The organism is Polaribacter vadi (genome assembly GCF_001761365.1).
GTDB lineage: Bacteria > Bacteroidota > Bacteroidia > Flavobacteriales > Flavobacteriaceae > Polaribacter > Polaribacter vadi.
The window spans coordinates 816521-841640 of sequence record NZ_CP017477.1 but is presented as its reverse complement, the minus strand read 5'-3'; the positions used below and the strand labels follow the sequence as shown (position 1 = coordinate 841640).

Genomic DNA, 25120 nt, shown 5'->3' with positions numbered 1-25120 from the left:
CTTACAATTCTTATTGATAGCGTTACAAATATATGTGTTAGAGCAAATACAGAAAGTTGAGTTTATAAAATATATTTTTATTTTTTTGTAGAAATACTTTTATCTAAATCTTGAAATTGCCACCATAAACCATAGTAATGTGCAGCCCCATAAACTACTAAAATTTTATTTTTTTTGCTTTCAATTATTTTATTGGCTAAATGTTTATCTCTATAATCTGAAATAAATTCTTTTTTAAAATTTTTAGCTAGTTTTCTTTTTGCTTTTTTACATTTATAATCTCTATTTTTTAGGTCAGTTTTAAAGTCACAGCTATCTAGTTTTATTTCTGAATATTTTTTTTCAAATTCAGTGATTAATTCAGTCAAGCCAACATCGCTCCAAGTTGCAGTTAAATAATCAGCTTTTAAAGCACTATATTTTGGTTGATTTATTAATTTGTATTTTCCTCTATATTTTATTTTTCCTGCTATAATGTTTGTGGCTGTGTCTAGATGTTTTTCAGGAGAATACCCAAATAACTTTCTTAATTTCATTGCACTATTTTTAGCTGTTAAGAAATCTACGTCTTTAGTATCCTTAACATTTTCGTAAAAAACAACATATTCTAACTTTTGCAAAGAATCGATCTTTTTTGCAACATCATCGTAAAATTCTTTTCTACCAATATGACGCATTCCCAGAAAAAGTATTTTTTGTTCCTCTCTGTCGCTTTTTACAACTTTCAATTCGCCTTTGGATTTAAAAACACCACTTCGTTTTAAAACTCTACTAGGAAAAATTAATGAACAAGACGTTAGTGTTAGCAACAATAAAAGGATAATAATTTTTTTCATTTTAAGAATGGTCAGTTATAATTATTGCAAACACTTATTGTAATTACAAGCTATTTGAATAATTTTACTCACAATCTAATGAAATTCCTTTTTTTTAAATGATATCCCAAAAGAGGTTAACACTCTTTTAAGGAATATTTATTAAAAATTAAGAAAAATGAAATTGTTAAACAGTTAAAAAGAATAAATAGGAGATGAAATATACTGAAAAGCTTCAGTGTAAACGAATAATTAAATTAAAATAGATTTAGGACAAAAAAAAGTAAGCGTCGTTTTTATACAAAACGACGACTTACCAAGTAAACTAATAAAACCAAGTATTAGTACTATTATGAGAAGTTAGCTTTCTCATAAATTTTTATTCTTTGGCATTTTTATGATCGAAACTTAAAACGCGTTTTAATTTCCATTTCTCGTTTTCTAAAATCCAAAGATGTGTAAATTGTGCAGTGCCTGTTTTACGAATTTTGTTATTTTCTTTAACATAAAAATCGTGTTTGCCTTTTTGAATGGCACCATAAATTGTTCCGTTGTTTTTAAGTTGATGAACCTCCAAAGAGTTTTCAACTAATTTTCTTGTATAGGTTCCAGGATTTGAACAAATATTGTTTTTAACAGCATTTATAAACTCTTCTCTATTTTGAACACCAACAATATCATGATAAAATTCGATGTCATCTGCGATTATTAATTCTAACTTGTCAACCTCACAATTGTTAAAAGCTCTGTCAAAAATAATACTGTCATTAGCTTTTAATACTTTATAAATTTCAGAATTTTTATCAACTTGAGCATTTGTAAATAAGGAATAGACAAACATTATAAAGACAAAAACAATTTTGTATAAATATGATTTTTCAAAAGGTTTCAAAAACGAATTCATAATTAGTTGGTTGATTTTCTTTTCAAATAGAAGAAAAGATGAAAGAAATCTTGAGGTTTATTACAACCTCAAGAAATCAATTTTTGGTTGATTAAATTTTTAAATGCTATTTTTATTTAGCAGAAATACTACCTCCAGAAGTGGATGTTTTATTAATTTTTTTAGGATTTCCTTTAAAATCGATATCTCCACCACTTGTAGCAACTGCATCCATGTTTTCAGAAGCAAAAATGTTAATAGCTGCACCACTTGTAACCTTAACAGTTACATTTTTACTCTCTAAATCATACCCATTTATAGAAGCGCCACTTGTTGCTGTAGAAGTGTGATTGTTTGCAATTCCAGCAATTTTAATTTCAGCACCACTTGTAGCTGTTGTGCTTACAGAATTGGCATCTAAAGAAAGTCTAATATCTGCACCACTTGTGGCAATTACATTTATTGTATTGGTTTTTATCATTTCTTCAGCATATACATCTGCACCACTTGTAGCTGTAATTGCTTCTAAATTTTTTATAGTAACATGAATTTTTTTAGCTTCTGCTCTCCAAATATTCTTCTCGGAATAAATTTTTAAAACACCATCATTAATTTCTGTAAAAATAATGTCGTGTAAATTTTCATCAGCTTCTACTACAATTTCATTTTTAGAACCTTGAGTTATGTACAAATCTAAACCTGTACTGATGGTTATTTTTGTAAAATCTGCTTTTGAGCTTCTGTTTTCGGTAAGTACGTTATTATTTCCGTTAACACTATTAAACATATTTGCGTTGCAAGAACTTAAAATAGTTGCTAAAAATAGTACTGAAAAAAATGTTTTGATTGATGTTTTCATAATAGTTGATTTTGTTTTACTCTTCAAATGTATTTTAATAGACGCTTAAAAAGAAAATTTGGTTGCCCAACTGTGGTTTTTTTGTACTGAATTGTCTAAAAACAACTTAGTCTTCTTTTTTAGGTTCAGTTTCCACTTCAATATCAATGATTTTTTCATCATCTTTAACTTCACAATCTGTGCAGGTTAAATTTTTAGGTGTCATTTTAAAGTGATGATCAACCATTTCTTTATCATAAATATCTTCTTCATTATCAATATTAGATAAAAAGTCTTTTGTGGAAGCATCAAAATATACAGTTACATTTTCTGATAGATAAAAAATAATATTTACTTCTTCATCTTTCCAAATATTTTTGAAATCTGATAAAAAATAAGCATCTAAAATAATGGTATTGTCTACAATTTTAAATTTGTATTTTATTTTTTCTGAATTTAAACTTGCGCTACTTTTACTTTTACCTTTCGATTCTTTTTGAATGATGAAATAGCTTTCATCAGAACTACTTTTTCTAACATCAACCTTTATATTATTAGTGTACACTAATTTCTCCCCATCAACTTCTACTTCTTCTTTTCGAGAACTTCTTCTTAAAGTTGGTTTGTAATAAATAGTATCATCATTTACCATTTTAACCTGCAACGTATCATTGGCAACAATATTTAAAGTATTTTTTGTTGTTGATTGCCCATAATTTGCATGCGATGTTCCAAAATCTAATCCAGTAAAAATAATGGCTAATAAAGAAATAAGCCAAATACCTAATAGAGATAAAGAAGCAGGTTTGCTTAGTTTTTGCACATTGCTAGATAAAATTCTTAAACCTAAAATAAATAAGATTAAAAAAGGAATTCCTATTAGTAATAATCCTGCTAAAGTAAGTGACCAAACAGGCAAAATTGAATCATGGAAAAATGGTGGATATTCTAAACCATCTACATTTAACCACTCTAAACTTCCAATTGAAAACCCTCCAATAATAAGAGATAAAATAACAGCAGCAGAAACAAATATTATGATGATACCAATAAACTTTCCAATTACCTTAAAAATGGCAAGTATAATTTTACCTATTGTATCAAAAAAATCGCTTGCTCCGTTATTTTTTTTTGTCTTTGCTGAAAACGTTTTATTCATTTTATCTGAAAACTCGCTGGCACCATCTTTTATTTTTTCTGATGCTTTGTTGGCAAAAACAGTTACGTTTTCTGACATATTATTAAATTCTTCGCGAATCTTTTTTTCGATATTATCGATATTTACAGCTTCGCCTTCCATTTGCAATTTTTCTGCAGTTGTTTTTGCTTCAGGTAACAAAATCCAAAGAATAATGTATGCTAATGGAGAAAAACCAGAGGCCACTAAAACAATGAATAAAATTCTTACCCAAATTACATCAATATTAAAATAATGACCAATACCAGAACAAACACCACCTAAAAATTTGTCATCTCCATCTCTAAATAATTTTCTGCTAGAAGCTGTATTTCTTTGGTACGAATAACTAGAATCGCTATAAGCTTCTTCTGCATCTGCATAGTCTTCTGGTTGACCCATTATTTTAATAATATCGTCAATATCGTTTTCATTAACAACTTGTCTTGCATCCGTTATTTTTTCTGATAAAAGTTCACTAATTCTTGCTTCTATATCTGCAATAATCTCATTTTTTCCTTGAGGATCATCACTTAAAGACTTAGAAATAGATTCTAAATATCTTCGTAATTTCTGATAGGCAACTTCATCTATATGAAAGAAAAATCCTCCTAAATTTATGTTGATAGTCTTATTCATTGGTAGTTGATTTTTTACTAGTTACTTGGCTTACTGAGTTAATTAAATTATTCCATGTTTTGCTTAATTCCTTTAAAAACATGCCTCCATTTTCTGTTAAAACATAATATTTTCTTGGAGGTCCAGAGGTTGATTCTTCCCATCTATAAGTTAGCAAACCTGCATTTTTTAATCGGGTTAAAAGTGGATAAATGGTTCCTTCAACCACAATCATCTCAGCCTCTTTTAGCGTTTCGAGTATTTCAGAAGTATAAGCATCTCCATTATTTAAGATAGATAAAATGCAGAATTCTAAAACACCTTTTCGCATTTGTGCTTTTGTGTTTTCAATCTTCATATATTGTTTGTTTGAAAGCTCATCTTATTCTTCCCAAAGGAAAGAAATTGTGGCGTGAGCATTTTGTTTGTTAAAATCATATTTTTAATTTTTAAACTGAATTTCTTCAGTTTTTATTTTTTCTGTTTTCAATATATTTACCTTTTTATAGGAATTAAGGGAGGCTTTATTTCACAAATTTTATCGTAAAAGGATATTTATAATTTTCGCCATTTCTTGCTTTTATAGAAGCTATAATTACTAAGGCAATTCCTATAATGTAAATAATTCCAGCAATGGATCCAAAGCCTAAAAAACTATAAAAGTTATCGAAGCCAAAATCGAAATTAATATTTAAATTATTCCAATTTATATGATTTCTGTGCCTATTAAATAGAGATCCAAATGCAAAAGGAATAAATAAAATGGTTAATAAAAATACGTAAAGTGTATAACTAATATTAAAATTTACAGCTTCTTTTCCTTGTTCATCTAAATAAGTGCTTCTATCTTTTAAGGTTTGCCAAGCAATTAAAGGCGTAATAATATTGCCAAATGGAAACATAAAACCTGCAAATGCAGAAATATGAATTAAAAAGGCGTTGGTATTTTGGTTGTTGTTTTTCATTTTTTAAAATTGATATAATACTTTCTTATGCAAATATATGGTCTTAAAAAGGTATTGTGCAATACATAGTACTATAATTAACATTTTTTTAACATTTGTGAGTTTTTATAAAAAGCTTTAAAACTACTGTTATTATTGACTTTAATTAAATTTTAGCTATCTTTGAAAGCGAATTTAATTTTAATTCAATTTAGTCTCACAGTCCATTTTTAAATTATATAAATGAAATTTACACCTGCAAAAGTCAATTTTTTTAACTTTATAAAACTTCCTTTAGCATATTTTGGTGGAGTTCGTGTACAATCAATTACAGATAAAGAAGTAATTGTTACTATAAAACATAGGTGGATGAACCAAAATCCGTTTCAAAGTATGTTTTGGGCTGCACAAGGAATGGCTGCAGAAATGCCAACAGGTATTTTAGTGATGAAGGCAATTGATGATTCTAAGCGTAAAGTTTCGATGTTAGTGACACATCAAGAAGCCGATTTTTTTAAAAAAGCAACTGGTAAAATTACATTTTCTTGCACTGGAGGAAATGAAATTAGAGAAGCCATTCAAAAATCGATAGCTACAGGAGAAGGGCAAAAAATTGTTTTAACTTCTGAAGGAAAAAATAAAGATGGAGTAGTAGTTTCTAACTTTAATTTTCATTGGAGTTTAAAAGTGAAATCGTAAACTATTGTTTCTTTTTATATAATTTAGGTCTTTCTTCAGTATAATCACAATCTTGAAAAATTCCACAAGAAACATTGGTGCGTACTAAAGATTTAGTTGTTTCAAATTGTTTGTAAAAAGCTTCTAATTCTGGAGATAAATATTTCATTGTTATTTTTTTTTCAAAAGTAGATTAAATTTTAAAACCTATACATCAATAAAATCTTAAGAAATTATTAAATTTAAGAATTTTATGGTCTATTTATGTAACAAAATAATATCTTAATCATCTTATAAGTATCAATTAAAATACTAAAACTATGTTTCAAGATAAACTACCAAACAATTCACCAAAAAGAAATAACACTATGAATGCTCACGAAATCGATTATAAGATTTTTGGAGAAGAAATGCAATTTGTAGAAATTGAATTAGATCCTCAAGAAGGTGTTGTTGCAGAAGCTGGTACTTTTATGATGATGGACGACCACATAAAAATGAATACAATTTTTGGTGATGGTTCTAATCAGGAAAAAGGGATTTTAGGCAAAATATTTTCTGCTGGAAAACGAATTTTAACTGGCGAAAGTTTATTTATGACCGTTTTTACCAACGATGGAATTGGTAAAAAACAAGTTTCTTTTGCATCTCCTTATCCAGGAAAAATTATTCCTATCGATTTAAATGAATTTGGTGGGAAATTTATCTGCCAAAAAGATGCTTTTTTATGCGCAGCAAAAGGAGTTTCAATCGGAATTGAATTCTCAAAAAAGCTAGGTAGAGGTTTATTTGGTGGCGAAGGTTTTATCATGCAAAAAATGGAAGGTGATGGTTTAGGCTTTATTCATGCAGGAGGAACTATGGCTAAAAAAATCTTAAAACAGGGTGAAGTTTTAAAAGTAGATACAGGTTGTATCGTCGGTTTTACAAAAGATGTTGATTATGATATAGAATTTGTAGGAGGCATTAAAAACACTGTTTTTGGTGGTGAAGGCTTATTTTTTGCAACTTTACGTGGACCAGGAACTGTGTATATTCAATCTTTACCTTTTAGCAGATTAGCAGGAAGAGTTTTAGCAATGGCTCCACAAACAGGTAATGGAAGTAGAGGAGAAGGCTCTGTTTTAGGAGGAATAGGTGATTTATTAGATGGAGATAATAGGTTTTAAAAATTCTAAATTTATACAAAATAGTACCGAGAACTTTTGTATCAGCCAAAAACTAAATTTTTTAAAATAATTGAAATAAAAAAAATCCTAAACTTTTTAAAAGTTTAGGATTTTAATATTTTATAAATAAGAAAAAATTAATTTTCCATAGAATGATATACAGAATTTACATCATCATCTTCTTCTAATTTTTCTAATAATTTTTCTACATCTGCTTTTTGCTCGTCGTTTAATTTTACAGTAGATGTTGGAATTCTTTCAAAACCAGAAGATATAATTTCGATGTTATTTTCTTCAAAATAAGATTGTAAAGAACCAAATTGCTCAAAAGGCGCATAAATTATAATTCCATCCTCATCATCAAAAACTTCTTCAACATCAAAATCGATTAATTCTAATTCTAATTCCTCTAAATCTGTAGTAATATCTTCTTTTTTCAAGGTGAAATTACACACATGATCAAACATAAAAACAACAGAACCAGAAGTTCCTAAATTTCCATCATTTTTATTAAAAGCGGCTCTAATATTGGCAACAGTTCTATTATTATTATCGGTTGCAGTTTCTAAAAGAATAGCAATTCCATGAGGAGCATAGCCTTCAAAAAGAACTTCCTTATAATCTGCTGTATCTTTATCAGTCGCTTTTTTAATAGCTCTTTCAACATTCTCTTTAGGCATGTTTGCAGCCTTCGCATTTTGCATAACAGCTCTCAAACGTGAGTTTGCTTCAGGATTAGGACCACCTTCTTTAATAGCCATCACAATATCTTTACCAATTCTAGTAAAGGTTTTAGCCATTGCTGACCAACGTTTCATTTTGCGTCCTTTTCTAAGTTCGAATGCTCTACCCATTTATAATGATTGTTTTCTGTAAATTATTTAACACGCAAATATAAAAATTTGAAAGTTGATTTACAATTATTTTGATTGATGATTTCTTAGTAAATATACCTAATACTAGGTATTGATATCTCTCTATTTTTTAATATTTTTATTAAAATTTTAAATACATATAAATATGAAAAAAATTACTTTTTTACTTTTTACTTTAATAGCAACTACTTTCCTAGGACAGGATAAGCTTACGTCTAGTTTTTCTGAATACTATAATGGTACAGATTGGGTAAATAGCAATAGAACAGATTTTGAATATGATAGTAATAAAAATTTAACTAAAGAAGTTGAATTTTATTGGGAAAGCTCAACTTCTGCATGGATAAAATCTTATGAATCAACATTCACTTATCCTAATAATGATAAGGTTTTTCTTGAATATTATAACAACTATGAAGATGGTCTTTTAAAACAAGAGTATAGAACAGCAAATTATTATGATACTAATGGAAATTTAAATCAAATTAAAAACTGGAAAAATGTTGGAGGTAATTGGATTGTAACGCTCATTTTTGATATTACATACGTTGATGGTAAAATTTCTTCTGCGATAAGTAAAGAATGGGATGGAGCTCTATCTGAATATTTTTATGGTGATGATTCATCGAATATAACATTAACTTATAATGCAAATGGTAAAGTTAGTGTCTCAAAATCTGATAGTTGGGAAGTAGATGAGTGGGTAACTTCTGATAGAACAGTTTACACTTATGATGCTAATGATAGAATTATTGTAGAAGATGGTCAGACTTGGGATGGAGCAAATTGGGTAACTGATTACAAATCTGAATATACATATGATGCTAATGGAAATGCTGTTATAGAAAAAGATTATTATTTAGACAATAACGTTTTGATAGAAGGAGAAGAGGAAACCATAACTTTTGATACAAGCAAATTAATGTCGAGTTATGCACATCCTTTTAGAGATAAAACAGGAATTGATTTTATATTTTCTGCTGATGGAATTTTTAATAAAATTTTACAAAGATCTTCAGCTACTTATAGAACAACGTATAATTATGATGAAGCTACTGCTGGAACACATGATTTTAGTTTAGTTAATTTTGCAATATATCCAAACCCAGCAACTTCAGTTTTACATATTGATAACAGTAATTTTACGGTTACAAATGTTGAAGTTTATAATGTTCTTGGAAAGAAAATTATCACTTCAAATAAGAATCAATTAAATATTGAAAATTTAGTAAATGGAGTTTATTTATTGAAAGTACAAGATGATAAAGGAAATATGGCTACAAAAAGATTTGTAAAAAAATAATCCACAAACATTTTCAGAGTTGCTTAAAAAAAGACCTTTCAATTTTTAAATTTGAAAGGTCTTTTAATGTTTATAAATGTTATTTTATAAGCTGATAAGACTGTTTTGCAATCTCAATTTCTTCATTTGTAGGAATTATCAATATTTTTACTTTAGATTTATTTGATTGAATTTCTCTAATATCTTTAGATCTAAGGTTATTTTTATTTTCATCTAAATCAATACCTAAAAAATCTAAATTTTCACAAGCTAATGCTCTCATTATAGCAGAATTTTCTCCAATTCCTGCTGTAAAAACAATCGCGTTTACTCCATTTAAAACAGCAGTATAAGAACCAATATATTTTTTAATTCTATAAGCTGCTAAATTCAAAGCATTTTGGCAATCTGAATTTCCATTGGCTGCTTTTTCAGAAATTTCGCGTAAATCAGAAAAGCCAGCTAAACCTTGCAATCCAGATTCTTTATTTAACAAATTGGCAACTTCATCCATAGATTTGTAGAGTTTTTTCATCAAAAAGAAAATAACAGATTGATCTATATCTCCACATCTTGTTCCCATAATTAACCCATTAGAAGGAGCAAAACCCATAGAAGTTTCAATACACTTTCCATCTTTTATGGCAGCCATAGAGCAACCATTTCCCAAATGAATGGTAATTATTTTTTCTGAAGATTTTTCTCCTAAATACTCAATTGCTTTTTCAGAAACGTATTTATGACTTGTTCCATGAAAACCATAAGCTCTTATTTTGTGTTTATCTAAAAAAGAATTAGGAATGGCATATTGATACGCTTCTTTTGGCATTGTTTGGTGAAAAGCCGTATCAAATATTGCAATTTGTTTTGCTGATGTAAAGATAGTTTCAGCTATTTCGATGCCTTTTAAATTTGCAGGATTATGCAAAGGCGCTAAATCAAATAAATCGTGAATGTTATTTTTTACATCCTCAGTAATGATAACAGTTTCGCTAAATTTATTACCTCCATGAACAACTCTGTGACCAACAGCCTCAATTTCATCAACCGAATTTATAACTCCAATTTTTGCATCTAACAACGTTTTTGCAATTCTTTGTAAACCAATTTCATGATTTAAAATTGATACAATTTCAGAATATTTTTCATCATTTTTTTCATGGGTAAAAATGGCGTCTTCAAAACCAATTCTTTCAACCAAACCAACACATTTTACAGTTTGAGAAGGCATTTCTATCACTTGATATTTTATAGATGATGAACCTGCATTTAAAACTAAAATATTCATAATTATGCTTGATTTGCTTGAATTGCTGTTAATAAAACTGTATTAAAAATATCATCAACTGTACAACCTCTACTTAAGTCGTTTACAGGTTTGTTTAGTCCTTGTAACATTGGGCCAATTGCCAAAGCTCCAGTTTCTCTTTGAATAGCTTTATAGGTATTATTCCCAGTATTTAAATCAGGAAAAATTAATACAGAAGCTTGACCAGCAACTTTAGAATCTGGCATTTTTGTTTTTGCAACAGACATATCTACTGCAGCATCATATTGAATGGGTCCTTCAATTAACAAATCTGGATTCAATTTTTTAGCTATTTCAGTTGCTTTTCTAACTTTTTCTACTTCTTCACCTTTTCCAGAACTTCCTGAAGAATAAGATAACATTGCCACTTTTGCTTTGATGCCAAATGCTTCTGCAGATGCTGCTGATGAAATTGCAATTTCTGCTAATTGTTCTGCATTCGGATTTGGATTTACAGCACAATCGCCCATTACAGAAACTCTGTCTGACAAACACATAAAAAATACGGATGAAACTACAGAAACGCCTGGTTTGGTTTTAATAATTTGTAATGCTGGTTTAATAGTGTGCATGGTTGTGTGCACTGCACCAGAAACCATTCCATCAGCTAAACCATTTAAAATCATCAAAGTACCATAATAAGAAACATCTCTTATTAAATCTTTTGCTGTGGTTTCTGTTAAGCCTTTGTGTTTTCTAGCTTCGAATAAAGTTTTTGCAAAATTTTTATTATGGATGGAATCTTCAGGATCTAAAATATTTATTTTATCCAAATTTATTTGCAAACCAATTAGATCGCATTTCATTTGAATATCTTCTCTGTTTCCTAATAGTGTTAAGTCTACAATATCTAATAACTGTAAACGAGCTGCTGCTTCTATAATTCTTTGATCATTTCCTTCTGGTAAAACAATATGTTTTCTGCTGGCTCTTGCTTTCTGCAGAAGATTGTATTGAAACATGCTTGGCGTTAATTTATCAGAATTAAAATTCGATAAAATACTCGTTAATCCTTTTTGATTTACATGTTTATCAAAAGTATCTAAAGCCAACACAATTTTTTTAGTATTGCTAGCGTAAATTTTTGGTTTTACAGAGCCAATTTGGTTTGAAACACCAAAAGTACCACCTTTTACAGAAATAATTGGGATGGTAGATTGCACACCTTCAATTAATTTAAGAATTGAATCTTCAGGAATTAAACCTCCTGTTAAAATAATACCTGCAATTTTTGGATAATTGCTAGAAGCATTTGCTTGTAAAGCTCCCAAAATAATATCTGCTCTGTCTCCAGGAGTAATTACCAAAGCATTTTTTTTAATTCGAGTAATGTAATTACGCAACTGCATAGCACCTGTACTATAACTGCCAATTGAATTATTTAAAAATTGTTCGCCAAATAAAACTTCTCCATTTAATGCTTCAACAACTTCTTTTACGGTTGGAAAAGCTAAGTAATTTACCTTTGGAATTACATCTATTTGCACCGATTTTGGAATCGATTTATGCAATTCTGTTTTTATATATTCAATTTCATCTACTTCAGTTTTATTAGCAATTAAACCAATAACATCTACTTCTTTTTGTACAAAAGAATTGTAGGTAATTTGCATTGTGTTGATAAAATCTTTCTTCTTTTTTCCATTTCCAGCACCCACAATTAAAACAGGAACTCCTAAGTTTTTAGCAATCATTAAGTTTACATCCACTTCTGTAAAACCTCCATCACCAGAAAAATCTGTACCTTCAATTAACACATAATCGTAAGTAGCTTCTAAATTTTTATATTTTTTGATGATATTGTGAATTACCTCATCAGTTTTGCCTTCGCTAATTAATTCTACAACTTCACTTTGTTCGTAAACAAAACAGTCTTTATAATCAATATCTAAATTAAAATAATTAATTGCTGTGTTTGTATGGTTGTCGAATTCGTTATTTTCTCCTTTGTTGATAATCGGCCTAAAATACCCAACTTTAGAAGATTGATTAAGCATCATTCTTAAAATACCAAGAGATATTAAAGATTTACCACTATTAGGTTCAATAGTTGTTATATAAATAGATTTACTCATTTTTAGTAATTTATTGCAAAAATAAGGCATAAAAAAATGACTAATTGTGATATTAGTCATTAATTATTGATTGAAATATAGGTAGTGTTTATTGTTTTGACTTTCTATTTTGTTTTCATATTTCCCAATCACTTTGTCACTCTGGAAGAGTCTTTTATATTATTGTTTGGGATGCTTCCAGCATGACAAAACTGGACAAAAACTTTAGTTATAATTCCCTAAACCTGTAAAACTCCCATATTAAATTTCTTTTCAATAGGAGCGTGGTTTGCAGCTTCAATTCCCATAGAAATCCAAGTTCTGGTATCTAAAGGGTTTATTACACCATCTGTCCAAATTCTTGCAGCAGCATAATATGGAGAAACTTGGTTGTCATAACGCGTTTTTATTTTATTAAAAAGTTCTGCTTCTTTTTCAGGAGTAATTTCTTCACCACGTTTTTTAAGTGAAGCAGTTTCTATTTGCAACAACACTTTTGCAGCAGAGTTTCCACTCATTACAGCTAGTTCAGCACTTGGCCAAGCCACAATTAATCGTGGATCATACGCTTTACCACACATTGCGTAATTTCCTGCTCCATAAGAGTTTCCGATAACAATTGTGAACTTTGGCACTACAGAATTACTTACTGCATTGACCATTTTTGCACCATCTTTTATAATTCCTCCATGTTCAGATTTAGAACCCACCATAAAACCAGTAACATCTTGTAAGAAAACTAATGGAATTTTCTTTTGATTACAATTGGCTATAAAACGTGTGGATTTATCAGCAGAATCATTGTAAATTACTCCACCAAATTGCATTTCTCCTTTTTTTGTTTTTACTAATTTACGTTGGTTGGCAACAATACCAACTGCCCAACCATCAATTCTTGCATAACCAGTAAGAATGGTTTGTCCATAACCTTCTTTATATTGTTCAAATTCAGAATTATCTACCAAACGCTTTATGATTTCTAACATATCATATTGTGCATTTCTTTCTTTTGGTAGAATTCCAAAAATATCATCTTGATTTTCTTTTGGCTCAAAAGCTTCAGTTTTGCTAAAACCAGCTTTGTCATAATCACCAATTTTATCAACAATAAATTTTATTTTGTCAAGTGCATCTTTATCATCTTTGGCTTTATAATCTGTAACTCCAGAAATTTCACAATGTGTAGTTGCACCACCTAAAGTTTCATTGTCAATAGATTCGCCAATGGCTGCTTTTACCAAATAACTTCCTGCTAAAAAGATACTCGCAGTTTTATCTACAATTAAAGCTTCATCACTCATAATTGGTAAATAGGCACCACCAGCAACACAGCTTCCCATTACTGCAGAAATTTGCGTAATTCCCATAGAACTCATCACAGCATTATTTCTGAAAATGCGCCCAAAATGTTCTTTGTCAGGAAAAATTTCATCTTGCATTGGTAAATAAACTCCAGCAGAATCCACTAAATATATAATGGGTAATCTATTTTCTATGGATATTTCTTGCGCTCGTAAATTCTTTTTTCCAGTGATAGGAAACCAAGCACCTGCTTTTACAGTAGCGTCATTGGCAACAACAATACATTGTTTGCCTTTTATATAACCCATTTTTACAACAACACCTCCTGAAGGACAGCCTCCATGTTCTGCATACATATCTTCGCCTGCAAAAGCAGCAATTTCTATCGATTTTTTATTTGAGTCTAATAAATAATCAACTCTTTCACGAGCTGTCATTTTACCTTTTTCATGTTGTTTATCGATTCTTTTTTGACCTCCACCTAATTTTACTTTGGCAAAACGTCTTCTTAAATCTGAAACTAATAGTTTATTGTAATCTTCGTTTTTATTAAAGTTGATGTCCATATAAATCGATTTCTTAATTTTTAGCTAATTTAAGTAATATAAATGTGAAATATTTTATAAAACTATCCATTCTTTACTGTTTCCTCAAAAGTGAAAAGTTTCCTTTTTTGTTGATGGTTGGTTTTGTAGTATCAGCAGGAATTAATGTAATATTGAACCAATAATCATCAGATGGTAATAATTTACCTTGATACATTCCATTCCAGCCTTGGCTGTCTATTGGTTCTTGTGCTACTAATTTTCCATATCTGCTAAAAATAATAAGAAATAAATAATAATAGAGTCTTCTTACTATAACTTTAAACCATTTTATGCACAAAATTAAAATGGAGTATCATTTTTTAATTATGATACTCCATTCTTGAAATTTTTATTGAAATTACAATGATTATAAATAACTTATAAATCTCTTTTTAATAATAATTTATAGGATAAAAATATAAAGATAAACGTCCAGAAAGAAACGATTAAAACGTTTAAAAAATCTACAGAATAGCTTTTTGTGAAAATTTCACCCATTGTATTGGCAGCAGATCTAACAGCTCCTAGTCTAGAAAACGGTTCTTTTATTAAATTTGCCATGGCTTCTAGTGGAAGAAATTGCATAATACTATCAACTTTGTCACCTGAATTATCTGAACCTTGAAATTGCCAATATAAAAATCCTTTAAAGATACTTTCTATAATTAGCCAAACAAACATAGCACCAACAGCAAAAGCTGATCGTTTTACGAGAATGCCTAAAAACAATCCAAAAGAGAAAAAACCGACTAATTTTATAAAGAAAGCTACTAAATATTCTAAATCAGAAACTATAATTGCAAATTCATTATAATCTGAATATATTAAACCCAAAACTAATGAAACAATAAAAACAAAAACGGTAGAAACTGCTGCAAAAGCAATAACTGCATAGAATTTAGATAAAATAAATTCTTTTTTACTTAAACCATCGATTAAGTTTTGTTTTAAAGTTTTATAACTGTATTCGTTAGACATCATTGAAACGATTACTAACAATAAAAAGAATTTTAAAATGGAAGCAATATAGGTGTTGAAATGCCAGATATAAGGAAAGTTAAAAATTCCTGCATCTGCCAAATGTATTTTAAAACTTCCGAACTCAAATTTTATGGCTGCAATTAATGCTATTGATGTAAGCAAGCCAAAATAAATAATTGATAATATTTTACTTGCTTTATTATATTTTAATTTATGAAATTCTATAGTGAGTAGTCTTAACATGACTTTGTATTTTAGTTGATTAGTTGTTGTTGGTTAAATCTAAAAATTGTTGTTCTAAACTTGGTTTACGTTTTACCAAATGGCTTAAAACAAAACCTTTATTAAACAAAAATTGATTAATTTCTGTTGCTGAAATTTCACTATTCAAAGTTGCAATAATCGTTTCGTGATCTTTTGTTACTTTTAAAATTGCAGGATGATTTTCTAAAAGTTGTATTAACTCAGCTTCATTTGTGTCAATTTTTAGTTCTAACAAACCTTTAGAAGCTGTCATTTCATCAACTCTACCAGCATATAATTTTATTCCTTTTCTAATAACAACCACATGAGAACAAACTTTTTCAACTTCATCTAAAAGGTGCGAAGCCAATAAAATAGTGGTTCCATTTGCTGCAATTTTTTTGATGATTTGTCTTATTTCATGAATTCCTTGAGGATCTAAACCATTTGTTGGTTCGTCTAAGATTAAAATTTCTGGATCGTTTAACAATGCAGATGCAATTGCCAAACGTTGTTTCATTCCTAAAGAAAAGGTGCTAAACTTGCTATTTCTTCTTTCAAAAAGATTTACAGTTTGTAATTTTTCATCTATTTTTTCTGTTGATATTCCTTTTATCTTACAAATCAACGCCAGATTTTGAGTTGCAGTCATGTAAGGATAAAAGTTTGGACGTTCTATAATTGCGCCTACTTTTTTAAGTGCTTCATGGGTAGATAAATTTCCATTAAACCAGGAAAATTCGCCAGAAGTTCTGTTTACAACATTTAAAATAATGCCTAAAGTTGTTGATTTTCCTGAGCCATTTGGTCCAAGAATTCCGTAAACATTTCCTTTTTGAATATCAAAAGAAAGATTATTTACTGCATGAACAGCTCCGTATTTTTTATCGAGATTTTTGAGAGATAAGATTGTTTCCAAAGAAATTGATTTAGTCAGTTATAAAAATAAGACGACTAAAGTACGAATTTGTTACAATATACAGTTTACAGTTGGCAGTAGCAGTATTCAGTTTCCAATTTTATGGAAAAAGTATTCTAAAAATATTTTGCCACGAATTCTCGAATTATTTTAAGGTTATACTTAAATAAATTCGTGAATTCGTGGCAATTTTTTATCACTTGGAAATAATTACATAATATTTAATAGTCAGCGTTTTACATAATTCAACACTTACACAATTACACAACAATTAATACTCATTATAATCGAAATCATCAAAATGTCCAAATTCATCATCAATATCATCTTCATCACCAAAACCATCGTCTATTTTTTCTGCAACAAATTCTTTTTCTGGAGCTTCTGCAGGAATTTCGCCAACAGTTAAAATTATTTGAGGTAAATCGTCTCTTTTTTCGTCCGATATTTCAACAACATCTACATAAAAAGTCCACATTTTTAAGAAATCGTATACGTAAATAAGTTTGCTGTTTTCTTCTGGCAACGTTTCATTTAAAATACAACTTTTCATAGAAATATCTTCGCCAGCTTCTGCCATATTAAATAACGGAATTTCCTCACCTTGAGTCCATTCATCATCAGTTCTGTAAAAAGAAGCCATTTCTTGCCCAGCAAAACCAAAAGACGAAGCAATTGTTTTGTGCAAAATTTCTAAATTAATAGTTTCTTCAACTAAAATAGTTCTAATAATATCTTCTTTGGTATCTAAAATAATTCTTATTTTGTACATAATCTCTTGCTCTTTTCAATGGCAAAAATACAAATTTTTATGCGTATTTTTACAAGATAAAACCTTTTTAGAATGGATACAAAAGAACTCCTAAAAGCATTTAATGCTCGTAATAAAAATACATTAATGGAAACGCTTGATATAGAATATGTTGCTATTGGTGATGATTTTTTAACAGCTAAAATGCCAGTTTCACCTAAAGTTCATCAACCTTATGGACAATTACATGGAGGAGCAACTGCAGCTTTGGCAGAAACTGTGGGCAGTGCAGCTTCCAATTTTTTTATTGATAGTAAAGAACATTTTATAAACGGAATTCAGCTTTCTATAAATCATATAAAAAGTAAAAGAGAAGGTGTGGTTTTTGCTACTGCCAAAAATATTCACAAAGGAAAAACAACTCATTTATGGGAAGTTAAAATTGTAGATGAAGAAGATAATTTAATTTCTATTGCTAAAATGACGAATATTATTTTAGCAAAAAGATAATAATTGATTTGAGTTTTTGATGGAATTTTTAGCAGATTTTATCAAATTTTAAATTTAGTAAAGAAGAATTATTAAACTATTTATATTGAAGATTTTTAACACAATCACAGCATTTTACAAAGATAAGTTACCTTTTGTAGTTTATAGAAAACCTAATGAAAACAAGATTTCTGGGTTTTTTGTGAATGATGATTCGTTAATGTATACAGAAAATTTTACAGAATCTGGTTTTGTTTTTACGCCTTTTAATGTTGATGAAAAGGCAATTTTATTTCCATCAGAAAAAGCTACATTTCTGGAAGAAGTATTGTTGTTAAACGATTTTAATTTTGATAAAAATGAATCTTTGGTTGATGAAGATTCCAAAGAAAATCATATTAAAATTGTAGAAAAAGCCATTGATGAAATTAATAAAAGCGATCTTCAAAAAGTAGTAATTTCACGCAAAGAATCAGTTCAGTTATCTGACTTTGAATTGCTTTTAGTGTATCAAAAATTACTAAAAAAGTATCAAAATGCATTTGTTTATGTTTGGTTTCATCCCAATGTAGGGTTGTGGCTAGGAGCAACTCCAGAAACCTTGTTGCAAATTTCTGATGCTAATTTTAAAACAATGTCTTTAGCAGGAACGCAAGTTGCCAATAAAGATTCAGAATCTACATTTACTGAACAAATTAACGTGGTTTGGAAAAGTAAGGAATTAGAAGAACAGCAATTAGTAACCGATTTTATAGAAAAGCAATTGGCAACAATTTCATCGAACTTAAAAATTGATAAAACAGAAACTATTAGAGCTGGAAATTTATTGCATTTAAGAACTAAAGTAGAAGGAAAGTTACTAGAAAAAGCCGATTTAAAATCTTTAATACGAGCTTTGCATCCAACACCAGCAGTTTGTGGTTTGCCAAGAAACATGGCAAGAGATTTTATCATCAAAAATGAAAATTATAACAGAAGTTTTTATACTGGTTTTTTGGGGGAATTAAATCTTAAAAAATCAAATGGAGCTATTCAAAGTTCGCAATTATATGTAAATTTAAGATGTATGGAAATCAACCATAATAAAGCATCGATTTATGTTGGAGGAGGTATCACTAAAGATAGCATTCCAAAGAACGAATGGAAGGAAACCGTTTCTAAAAGTGAAACAATGAAAAAGGTTTTGTAATTAAATTTGGATCTTTTTTTCAAACTAAAAAAAATATAAAAAAATATAAAAAAATAAAAACCGTAAACGTTCGCTTACGGTTTTTTTTAGTAAAAATAATTGTAAATTGAATCTGAATTAAAATTCTTTTAAAAGCTTTAATGATATAAATTAATTAAAAAAATTCTGCAAACTTGCTAATAAAATAGTTTGCAAGTATTGCTAGATATCATCAAAAGAAATGTCTGTAAAACTTTTTGGTGAAGTTGTTGCTTCTTCAGTGCTTTCTTCTTTCTTAAAATCTTTTTGATGACGTTCGCTAATTACTTCATCACCTTTTTCATTAACTATATAATCTGTAGCTTTCTTTAACATTTCATGAAAATCAGAAAAATCTTCTTTATAAAGATAAATTTTGTGTTTTTGATAATGGAAAGTTCCATCATCATGTGTAAATTTTTTACTTTCTGTAACAGTAAGATAATAATCGTCTGCTTTTGTAGATCTTACATCAAAAAAATAGGTTCTTCTTCCAGCTCTTAATACCTGAGAAAAAATTTCTTCCTGTTCAACTCTCTCTGCCATAATCTTTATAATAGTAGTTATTGTTTGTTAGTTTACAAATCTAATAAAATATTTTACGTAGCAATGTTAAAGATTAATTTTCTTTTTCTAAAAGTTGCTGTTCGTATAAATTCTTATAATACCCTTCTTGTGTTAATAGTTGATTGTGAGTGCCTTGCTGTATAATTTCTCCTTCTTCTAAAACAATTATTTTATAGGCATTTTTTGCTGATGAAACTCTGTGACTTATAATAAAAGTCGTCTTATTTTTTGACACTTTCTCTAAATTAGAAAGTATTTTTTCTTCAGTTTCTGTGTCTACAGCAGACAAACAATCATCAAAAATTAAAATTTTAGGATTTTTAATAATAGCTCTAGCAATAGAAACACGTTGTTTTTGCCCTCCAGAAAGTGTTACTCCACGTTCTCCAAGAATGGTGTTGTAACCATTTGTAAATTCGATAATATTATCGTGAACTACAGCATTTTTTGCAGCTTCAATAATTTCATCTTCTGTGGCATCTTCTTTACCGAACTTTATATTATTGCCAATGGTATCAGAAAATAAAAAAGGATCTTGAGGCACAAAACCAATTTGACTTCTAATATCATTTAAATTACCTTGTTCAATAGGTTTGTCATCTAATAAAATGGTACCTTTTGTTGTATCATATAATCTAGAAATTAACTCAATTATAGTAGATTTACCTGAACCTGTATTTCCTAAAATAGCTAAAGTTTCTCCTGGGTTAACTGTAAGATTAATATTTTTTAAAGCAGTAATATTAGTGTCATCATACGTAAATGTAACGTCTTTAAAAGTTACTTTTCCATGAATTTCTGTTGATGTTTCACTCTCGTTTTTAATTTCTGGCACTTGATCTAAAAACTCATTAATTCTTGCTTGCGAAGCTTCTGCTTGTTGCACCATAGATGTTACCCAACCAACAACAGCTACTGGCCAAGTTAAAATATTTACGTACATTATAAACTCTATGATAACTCCAGATTGTATTTCGCCATTTATGTATTGATTACCACCAACATAAATTACAATTAAGTTACTAATACCTATTAAAAATAGCATTAAAGGGAAAAAGAGCGCATTTGCTTTCTGTAAATGAATATTTTTTTCCTTGCTCATATCAGAAATTTTATCAAAATCTTTTATGATTAATTTCTCAATTCCATAAGATTTTACAACATTTATTCCCGAGAAAAATTCCTGGTTAAAAGTGGTTAGTTCAGATAAATATTCTTGAACAATTGTACTTCTTTTATGTATTACTTTGCTTAAGAAAAATATAGAAATCGATAAAAGAGGAAAAGGAAGTAGCGTATATAAGGTAAGTTTTAAATCTACTTGAACCATTTGCGTAAAACCGACTGCAAAAAGCACAATCATATTCATAGTATACATTACAGCTGGGCCAACATACATTCTAACTTTAGAAACGTCGTCGCTAATTCTGTTCATTAAATCTCCAGTTCTATTTTTTTTGTAGAAATTTAACGATAGTTTTTGGTACTGTTGATAAATTTCGTTCTTTAAATCGAACTCAATTAATCTTGAAGTAACAATAAGTGTTTGTCTCATTAAAAACGTAAAAAAACCACTTAATAAAGCAACACCAATAATAATAAGTACATTTATTAAAAGTTCTTTTTTAACAGACGCTATATCAATTGTTTTGTCTTTTAAATAATCTTCTACAACATTAAAAGATTCACCAATAATCTTTGGCACTTGTAATGCTAAAAGTTTCGATAAAATAGTAATGAGTAAACCAATTAAAATACGCCATTTGTATTTCGAGAAATATTTATTTAAATATTGTAATGCTTTCAAACGAGTTTTTTGCTTTTTAAAATAAAGCACGAATATACGAGTTTCGCTAAGATATATTTTCTTAAAAAAGAATTAAAAAAGTACGCATCAAAAAGTAAAATAACACTACTTTTGCAACGCAAATAAATAAGCCTTTTAAGTTCTTTATAATGATTAACAGAAGACATATTCGAGTTAAAGTAATGCAATCTGTATATGCTATGCAGCAATCTCTAAATCAAGATTTGATTAGAGAAGAGAAATTTCTAAAACACAGTGTTCTAAAAATGTTCGATTTGTACGTTTTAAACCTTCAACTTTTGGTGGAAGTTCAAAAACTAGCAGCAAAAAGAATGGCACTTTCTAAAAAGAAAATTCTTGCCACAAAAGAAGACCTAAAACCCAACACAAAATTTATTGATAATAAATTGATCAATCTTATAGCAGAAAGCATAAGTATTGAAAGTTATATTGAAATAAATAATTTAAATAACTGGGAATTAGATAGTGAGTACGTTAAAATTATTTTAGATGAATTACAAAAAAGTGATTTATATAAAAAATATTTAGATACTGTAGAAGATTCTTATAAAGTAGACCAGGCTTTTGTAATTGACTTTTTTAAAGAAATAATTGCTCCTAATGAAAAGTTAGCAGATTATTATGAAGATAAGATGATTTCTTGGGTTGATGATATTCCTTTTGTAAACACTTGGATTGTAAGATCTTTAAGCAAACAAAAAGCGAGTAATAATTTTATTATAGGTGTTTTGTATAAAGATGCAGATGATGAGGCTTTTGTAAGCAAGTTATTTAGAAAAACAGTTCTAAAACAACAAAATTACGAGCAAGATATTGCAGATAAAACGCCAAATTGGGAAGCAGATAGGATTGCTGATATTGATATGATTCTAATTAAAATGGCAATTACAGAGTTTATTGAGTTTCCATCCATACCAACAAGAGTAACTATTAACGAATATATAGAAATCGCAAAAGATTATTCAACCGTAAAAAGTAGTTATTTTATCAATGGAGTTTTAGATAAAATTTCAAAAGAATTAACAAAAGATAAAAGAATTGTTAAAATAGGTAGAGGTTTATTGTAACCTCATTGCTAAAGACAATTTATTTATTATTTTTACAAAAAATATAATATCATGAAAAAAGTATCAATACTATTCGCTTTTATAATTTCTTCAAGCCTATTTATTTCTTGTGGAAATGGTAATAACGCATCTACTAAAATTAATAGCGATAATTTAGAAAGTGCAAAATCTAGAGACACAGAAATTAAAAATGGAGCAGCTTCTATTTCTTTCGAAAACCCTGTGTACGATTTTGGAACTGTAAATGAAGGAGAAGTTATAGAAACTACTTTTAAATTAACAAATTCAGGAAAAACAGATTTGGTCATTACAGATGCACAAGTAACTTGTGGTTGTACAGTACCAGTTTGGCCTAAAAAACCAATTAAACCAGGAGAATCTGAAGAAATTCAAGTAAGGTTTAATACCAATGGTAAACAAAACAGACAACAAAAAAACATTACCTTAATTACAAACACAGAGTCTGGAAGAGAGATTTTAACGTTGAAAGGAATGGTAACACCAAAAGTTCAATAAAAACAAATTAAATTTTACACATGGATTCAGGAACATTAGCAAGTATGTTGCCTTTTGCAGCAATGATTTTAGTCTTATACTTTTTTATGATAAGACCACAAATGTCAAAAGCAAAAAAAGAAAAATCTTTTCAAGCAGAAATTAAAAAAGGAGCAAAAGTGGTTACTTCAAGTGGTATTCATGGTAAAATTGCTGAAATAAATACAACAGACAATACAATTACAATTGAAACTGGTGCAGGTAAAATTAAATTTGAACGTGCAGCAATTTCTATGGAATTAAGCAAACAATATTTAGCAGCACCTGCTGTAAAGAAATAAAATAATTTCAAATTTTAAAAAATGAGCTTTTCTTTTTATAGTAAAGCTCATTTTTTTGTTTATAAGCTTTTCATTAGATTGCATTAAAATTAAATTTCTTGGCTACATCTTCAAAGAAAATACCGAAAACATTTATTACGTTTCTAATCATCTCTTTTTTGATTTGGTTATTAATTACTTTTTCTAAAGAATACACAACAGTTATTACGTATCCTGTAAATTATAATAATATTGCACAAGATAAATTGTTGCAAGAAATTCCTATAAAAAAAATAGATCTTTCTATTACAGCAACTGGTTTTAAAATTTTACGAGCTAAATTAGCCACGAAAAAAATTAATTTAGATGCCTCTAGGTTGAGGAAAAAAAGCGCTTCAAAATTTTATTTTCTTCCAAGAAATCAAACTACAAAAATTCAAAAACAATTATTAAATGGTATTGTTTTAGAAGAAATAATGCAAGACACAATTTTTTTAAGTTTAGGTGTTTTAACTTCTAAAAAAGTAGCATTAAAACCAAAAGTAGATATTACGTATCATATTGGTTATGATTTGTTAAACCAGCTTAAGGTAACTCCAGATTCTATTGTAATTTCTGGGCCAAAAGATCAATTAAATAGCATTGAACATCTTAATTTAAGTCCTTTAACGTTAAAAGGTGTAAAAGGTAGCTTTACAGAAGAAGTGTCAATCTTAAAATCTGAAAAACAGAAGAATTTAAAATTTAAAAATACGAAAGTTACTATTACTGGTAAAGTAGATAAGTTTACGGAAGGTACTATTCAAGTTCCTTTTATTATTAAAAATTTACCAGAAAACACTAATTTAACTATTTTACAAGATAAAGTAGAAATTGTATATGTAGTTGCATTGTCTAATTTTGCAAAAGTATCAGAAACATCTTTTATTGTAGAATGCGATTATGCAATGGCTGTTAAAAATGAAGTTGGTTATTTAATTCCTAAGATAAAAACGGAAATAGATTTTATAAAAAACATAAAAATAATTCCTAGTAAAATTGATTTTTTAATTCAAAAATAAATGAAAATTGTTGGTTTAACAGGTGGTATTGGAAGTGGTAAAACAACTGTTGCAAAATTCTTTGCTGAGTTTAAAAATGTTGCTATTTATATTGCTGATGTAGAAGCCAAAAAGTTAATGAATTCGTCTGAAATTATAAAAACAAAACTTGTAAAAGAGTTTGGAAAAGAGTCTTTTATAAAGGGTGAATTAAATCGTACATTTATTGCAGAAATCGTTTTTAAAGATAAAGAAAAATTAGCTATTTTAAATGGAATTGTACATCCAGAAGTAAGGAAACATTTTCAAAAATTTATAGAGAACAATCAAGACAAAGCATACATTATTTACGAGAATGCTATTTTATTTGAAAGTAAAAGCAATATATTTTGCGATATTGTTGTTACTGTGTATGCAGATTTAAATACTAAAATTAATAGAGTAATTGCCAGAGATTCATCAACCAAAACAGCAGTTTTAAATAGAATGAAAAGTCAATGGAGTGATGCTAAAAAAATGCTACAATCTAACTATATAATCTATAACGAAAAACTCGAAGATACTGTAAATCAGGTTCATAAAATTCATAATATTTTAACACAATAACAAGGTCGATTTTTTGAATTATCAATATTTTTGTTAAATTACTCTTAAATTTGCGCTATTTTTGTTAATTTAGGTT

At 28.5% G+C, this 25120-nt stretch carries 27 protein-coding genes; 10 read left to right on the top strand and 17 right to left on the bottom strand.

Annotated elements, in window-relative coordinates; genetic code table 11:
• Positions 1–77 precede the first annotated feature (77 nt).
• From LPB03_RS03805 to LPB03_RS03780, 6 genes are all read right to left on the bottom strand, one after another.
• Complete coding sequence (locus LPB03_RS03805; RefSeq protein ID WP_065319198.1) at positions 78–836, bottom strand: hypothetical protein; 759 nt, start codon at positions 834–836, stop codon at positions 78–80.
• Between the two features lie 358 nt (positions 837–1194).
• Positions 1195–1656 (bottom strand): nuclear transport factor 2 family protein, encoded by a 462-nt coding sequence (locus LPB03_RS03800; RefSeq protein ID WP_170324208.1) that lies wholly within the window; start codon positions 1654–1656, stop codon positions 1195–1197.
• A gap of 175 nt (positions 1657–1831) precedes the next feature.
• Entirely contained in the window at positions 1832–2557 is a 726-nt protein-coding gene (locus tag LPB03_RS03795) for a head GIN domain-containing protein (protein ID WP_065319200.1), read from the bottom strand.
• A gap of 106 nt (positions 2558–2663) precedes the next feature.
• Positions 2664–4352, bottom strand: a complete 1689-nt coding sequence (locus tag LPB03_RS03790) for a PspC domain-containing protein (protein WP_065319201.1) — start codon at positions 4350–4352, stop codon at positions 2664–2666.
• Positions 4345–4689, bottom strand: coding sequence for a PadR family transcriptional regulator (locus LPB03_RS03785; RefSeq protein WP_065319202.1), 345 nt, complete (start codon positions 4687–4689; stop codon positions 4345–4347). The genes LPB03_RS03790 and LPB03_RS03785 overlap by 8 nt, the downstream gene beginning before the upstream one ends.
• Positions 4690–4855: 166 nt before the next feature.
• Complete coding sequence (locus LPB03_RS03780; RefSeq protein WP_065319203.1) at positions 4856–5296, bottom strand: DUF4870 domain-containing protein; 441 nt, start codon at positions 5294–5296, stop codon at positions 4856–4858.
• Positions 5297–5518: 222 nt separating this feature from the next.
• On the opposite strand from LPB03_RS03780, the gene LPB03_RS03775 reads away from it, so the two are divergent.
• A complete protein-coding gene (locus tag LPB03_RS03775; protein WP_065319204.1) occupies positions 5519–5974 on the top strand; it encodes a DUF4442 domain-containing protein in 456 nt (151 codons plus the stop codon).
• 1 nt (position 5975) lies between these two features.
• Here LPB03_RS03775 and LPB03_RS16725 read toward each other — a convergent pair whose 3' ends face one another.
• Positions 5976–6122 (bottom strand): hypothetical protein, encoded by a 147-nt coding sequence (locus LPB03_RS16725; RefSeq protein ID WP_170324209.1) that lies wholly within the window; start codon positions 6120–6122, stop codon positions 5976–5978.
• Positions 6123–6321: 199 nt separating this feature from the next.
• On the opposite strand from LPB03_RS16725, the gene LPB03_RS03770 reads away from it, so the two are divergent.
• Positions 6322–7122, top strand: a complete 801-nt coding sequence (locus LPB03_RS03770; protein WP_065319390.1) for a TIGR00266 family protein — start codon at positions 6322–6324, stop codon at positions 7120–7122.
• A 137-nt stretch (positions 7123–7259) separates the two neighbouring features.
• Here the strand turns inward: LPB03_RS03770 and LPB03_RS03765 are convergent, their stop codons facing one another.
• Positions 7260–7976, bottom strand: a complete 717-nt coding sequence (locus LPB03_RS03765; RefSeq protein ID WP_065319205.1) for a YebC/PmpR family DNA-binding transcriptional regulator — start codon at positions 7974–7976, stop codon at positions 7260–7262.
• 166 nt (positions 7977–8142) lie between these two features.
• On the opposite strand from LPB03_RS03765, the gene LPB03_RS03760 reads away from it, so the two are divergent.
• The gene (locus LPB03_RS03760) at positions 8143–9300 is read left to right on the top strand and encodes a T9SS type A sorting domain-containing protein (RefSeq protein ID WP_065319206.1); all 1158 of its coding nucleotides are present in this window, start codon (positions 8143–8145) and stop codon (positions 9298–9300) included.
• A 79-nt stretch (positions 9301–9379) separates the two neighbouring features.
• Here the strand turns inward: LPB03_RS03760 and LPB03_RS03755 are convergent, their stop codons facing one another.
• From LPB03_RS03755 to LPB03_RS03725, 7 genes are all read right to left on the bottom strand, one after another.
• On the bottom strand, positions 9380–10567 hold the full coding sequence (locus LPB03_RS03755) for an acetate/propionate family kinase (protein WP_065319207.1): 1188 nt from the start codon (positions 10565–10567) through the stop codon (positions 9380–9382).
• A gap of 2 nt (positions 10568–10569) precedes the next feature.
• Positions 10570–12663 carry a phosphate acetyltransferase gene (pta, locus tag LPB03_RS03750; RefSeq protein WP_065319208.1) on the bottom strand — a complete coding sequence of 698 codons (2094 nt, stop codon included), beginning with the start codon at positions 12661–12663 and terminating at the stop codon, positions 10570–10572.
• A 218-nt stretch (positions 12664–12881) separates the two neighbouring features.
• Entirely contained in the window at positions 12882–14510 is a 1629-nt protein-coding gene (locus LPB03_RS03745; RefSeq protein ID WP_065319209.1) for an acyl-CoA carboxylase subunit beta, read from the bottom strand.
• Between the two features lie 73 nt (positions 14511–14583).
• Complete coding sequence (locus LPB03_RS03740; RefSeq protein WP_065319210.1) at positions 14584–14829, bottom strand: T9SS type B sorting domain-containing protein; 246 nt, start codon at positions 14827–14829, stop codon at positions 14584–14586.
• Between the two features lie 80 nt (positions 14830–14909).
• Positions 14910–15755, bottom strand: coding sequence for an ABC transporter permease (locus LPB03_RS03735; RefSeq protein ID WP_065319211.1), 846 nt, complete (start codon positions 15753–15755; stop codon positions 14910–14912).
• Positions 15756–15774: 19 nt separating this feature from the next.
• Entirely contained in the window at positions 15775–16674 is a 900-nt protein-coding gene (locus tag LPB03_RS03730; RefSeq protein ID WP_065319212.1) for an ABC transporter ATP-binding protein, read from the bottom strand.
• Positions 16675–16945: 271 nt separating this feature from the next.
• On the bottom strand, positions 16946–17446 hold the full coding sequence (locus LPB03_RS03725) for an IS1096 element passenger TnpR family protein (protein WP_065319213.1): 501 nt from the start codon (positions 17444–17446) through the stop codon (positions 16946–16948).
• Positions 17447–17518: 72 nt separating this feature from the next.
• On the opposite strand from LPB03_RS03725, the gene LPB03_RS03720 reads away from it, so the two are divergent.
• Both LPB03_RS03720 and LPB03_RS03715 read left to right on the top strand, forming a co-directional pair.
• Complete coding sequence (locus LPB03_RS03720; RefSeq protein WP_065319214.1) at positions 17519–17935, top strand: PaaI family thioesterase; 417 nt, start codon at positions 17519–17521, stop codon at positions 17933–17935.
• An 85-nt stretch (positions 17936–18020) separates the two neighbouring features.
• A complete protein-coding gene (locus LPB03_RS03715; protein ID WP_170324210.1) occupies positions 18021–19103 on the top strand; it encodes a chorismate-binding protein in 1083 nt (360 codons plus the stop codon).
• Positions 19104–19304: 201 nt separating this feature from the next.
• On the opposite strand, the gene LPB03_RS03710 is transcribed toward LPB03_RS03715, so the two are convergent.
• Positions 19305–19667: a PUR family DNA/RNA-binding protein gene (locus tag LPB03_RS03710; protein WP_065319215.1), complete on the bottom strand. Its 363-nt coding sequence runs from the start codon at positions 19665–19667 to the stop codon at positions 19305–19307.
• Between the two features lie 73 nt (positions 19668–19740).
• A complete protein-coding gene (locus LPB03_RS03705) occupies positions 19741–21495 on the bottom strand; it encodes an ABC transporter ATP-binding protein (RefSeq protein WP_065319392.1) in 1755 nt (584 codons plus the stop codon).
• A 149-nt stretch (positions 21496–21644) separates the two neighbouring features.
• Between LPB03_RS03705 and nusB the strand changes: the two genes are divergently transcribed.
• The 5 genes from nusB to coaE all read left to right on the top strand — a co-directional run bounded on the left by nusB (position 21645) and on the right by coaE (position 25044).
• Entirely contained in the window at positions 21645–22583 is a 939-nt protein-coding gene (nusB, locus tag LPB03_RS03700) for a transcription antitermination factor NusB (protein WP_065319216.1), read from the top strand.
• 51 nt (positions 22584–22634) lie between these two features.
• Complete coding sequence (locus LPB03_RS03695; protein ID WP_065319217.1) at positions 22635–23099, top strand: DUF1573 domain-containing protein; 465 nt, start codon at positions 22635–22637, stop codon at positions 23097–23099.
• A gap of 20 nt (positions 23100–23119) precedes the next feature.
• Positions 23120–23419, top strand: a complete 300-nt coding sequence (gene yajC, locus LPB03_RS03690; RefSeq protein ID WP_065319218.1) for a preprotein translocase subunit YajC — start codon at positions 23120–23122, stop codon at positions 23417–23419.
• Between the two features lie 158 nt (positions 23420–23577).
• Entirely contained in the window at positions 23578–24459 is an 882-nt protein-coding gene (locus LPB03_RS03685) for a CdaR family protein (protein ID WP_231953133.1), read from the top strand.
• Entirely contained in the window at positions 24460–25044 is a 585-nt protein-coding gene (gene coaE, locus LPB03_RS03680) for a dephospho-CoA kinase (RefSeq protein ID WP_065319220.1), read from the top strand.
• The last annotated feature ends 76 nt before the right edge of the window (positions 25045–25120 follow it).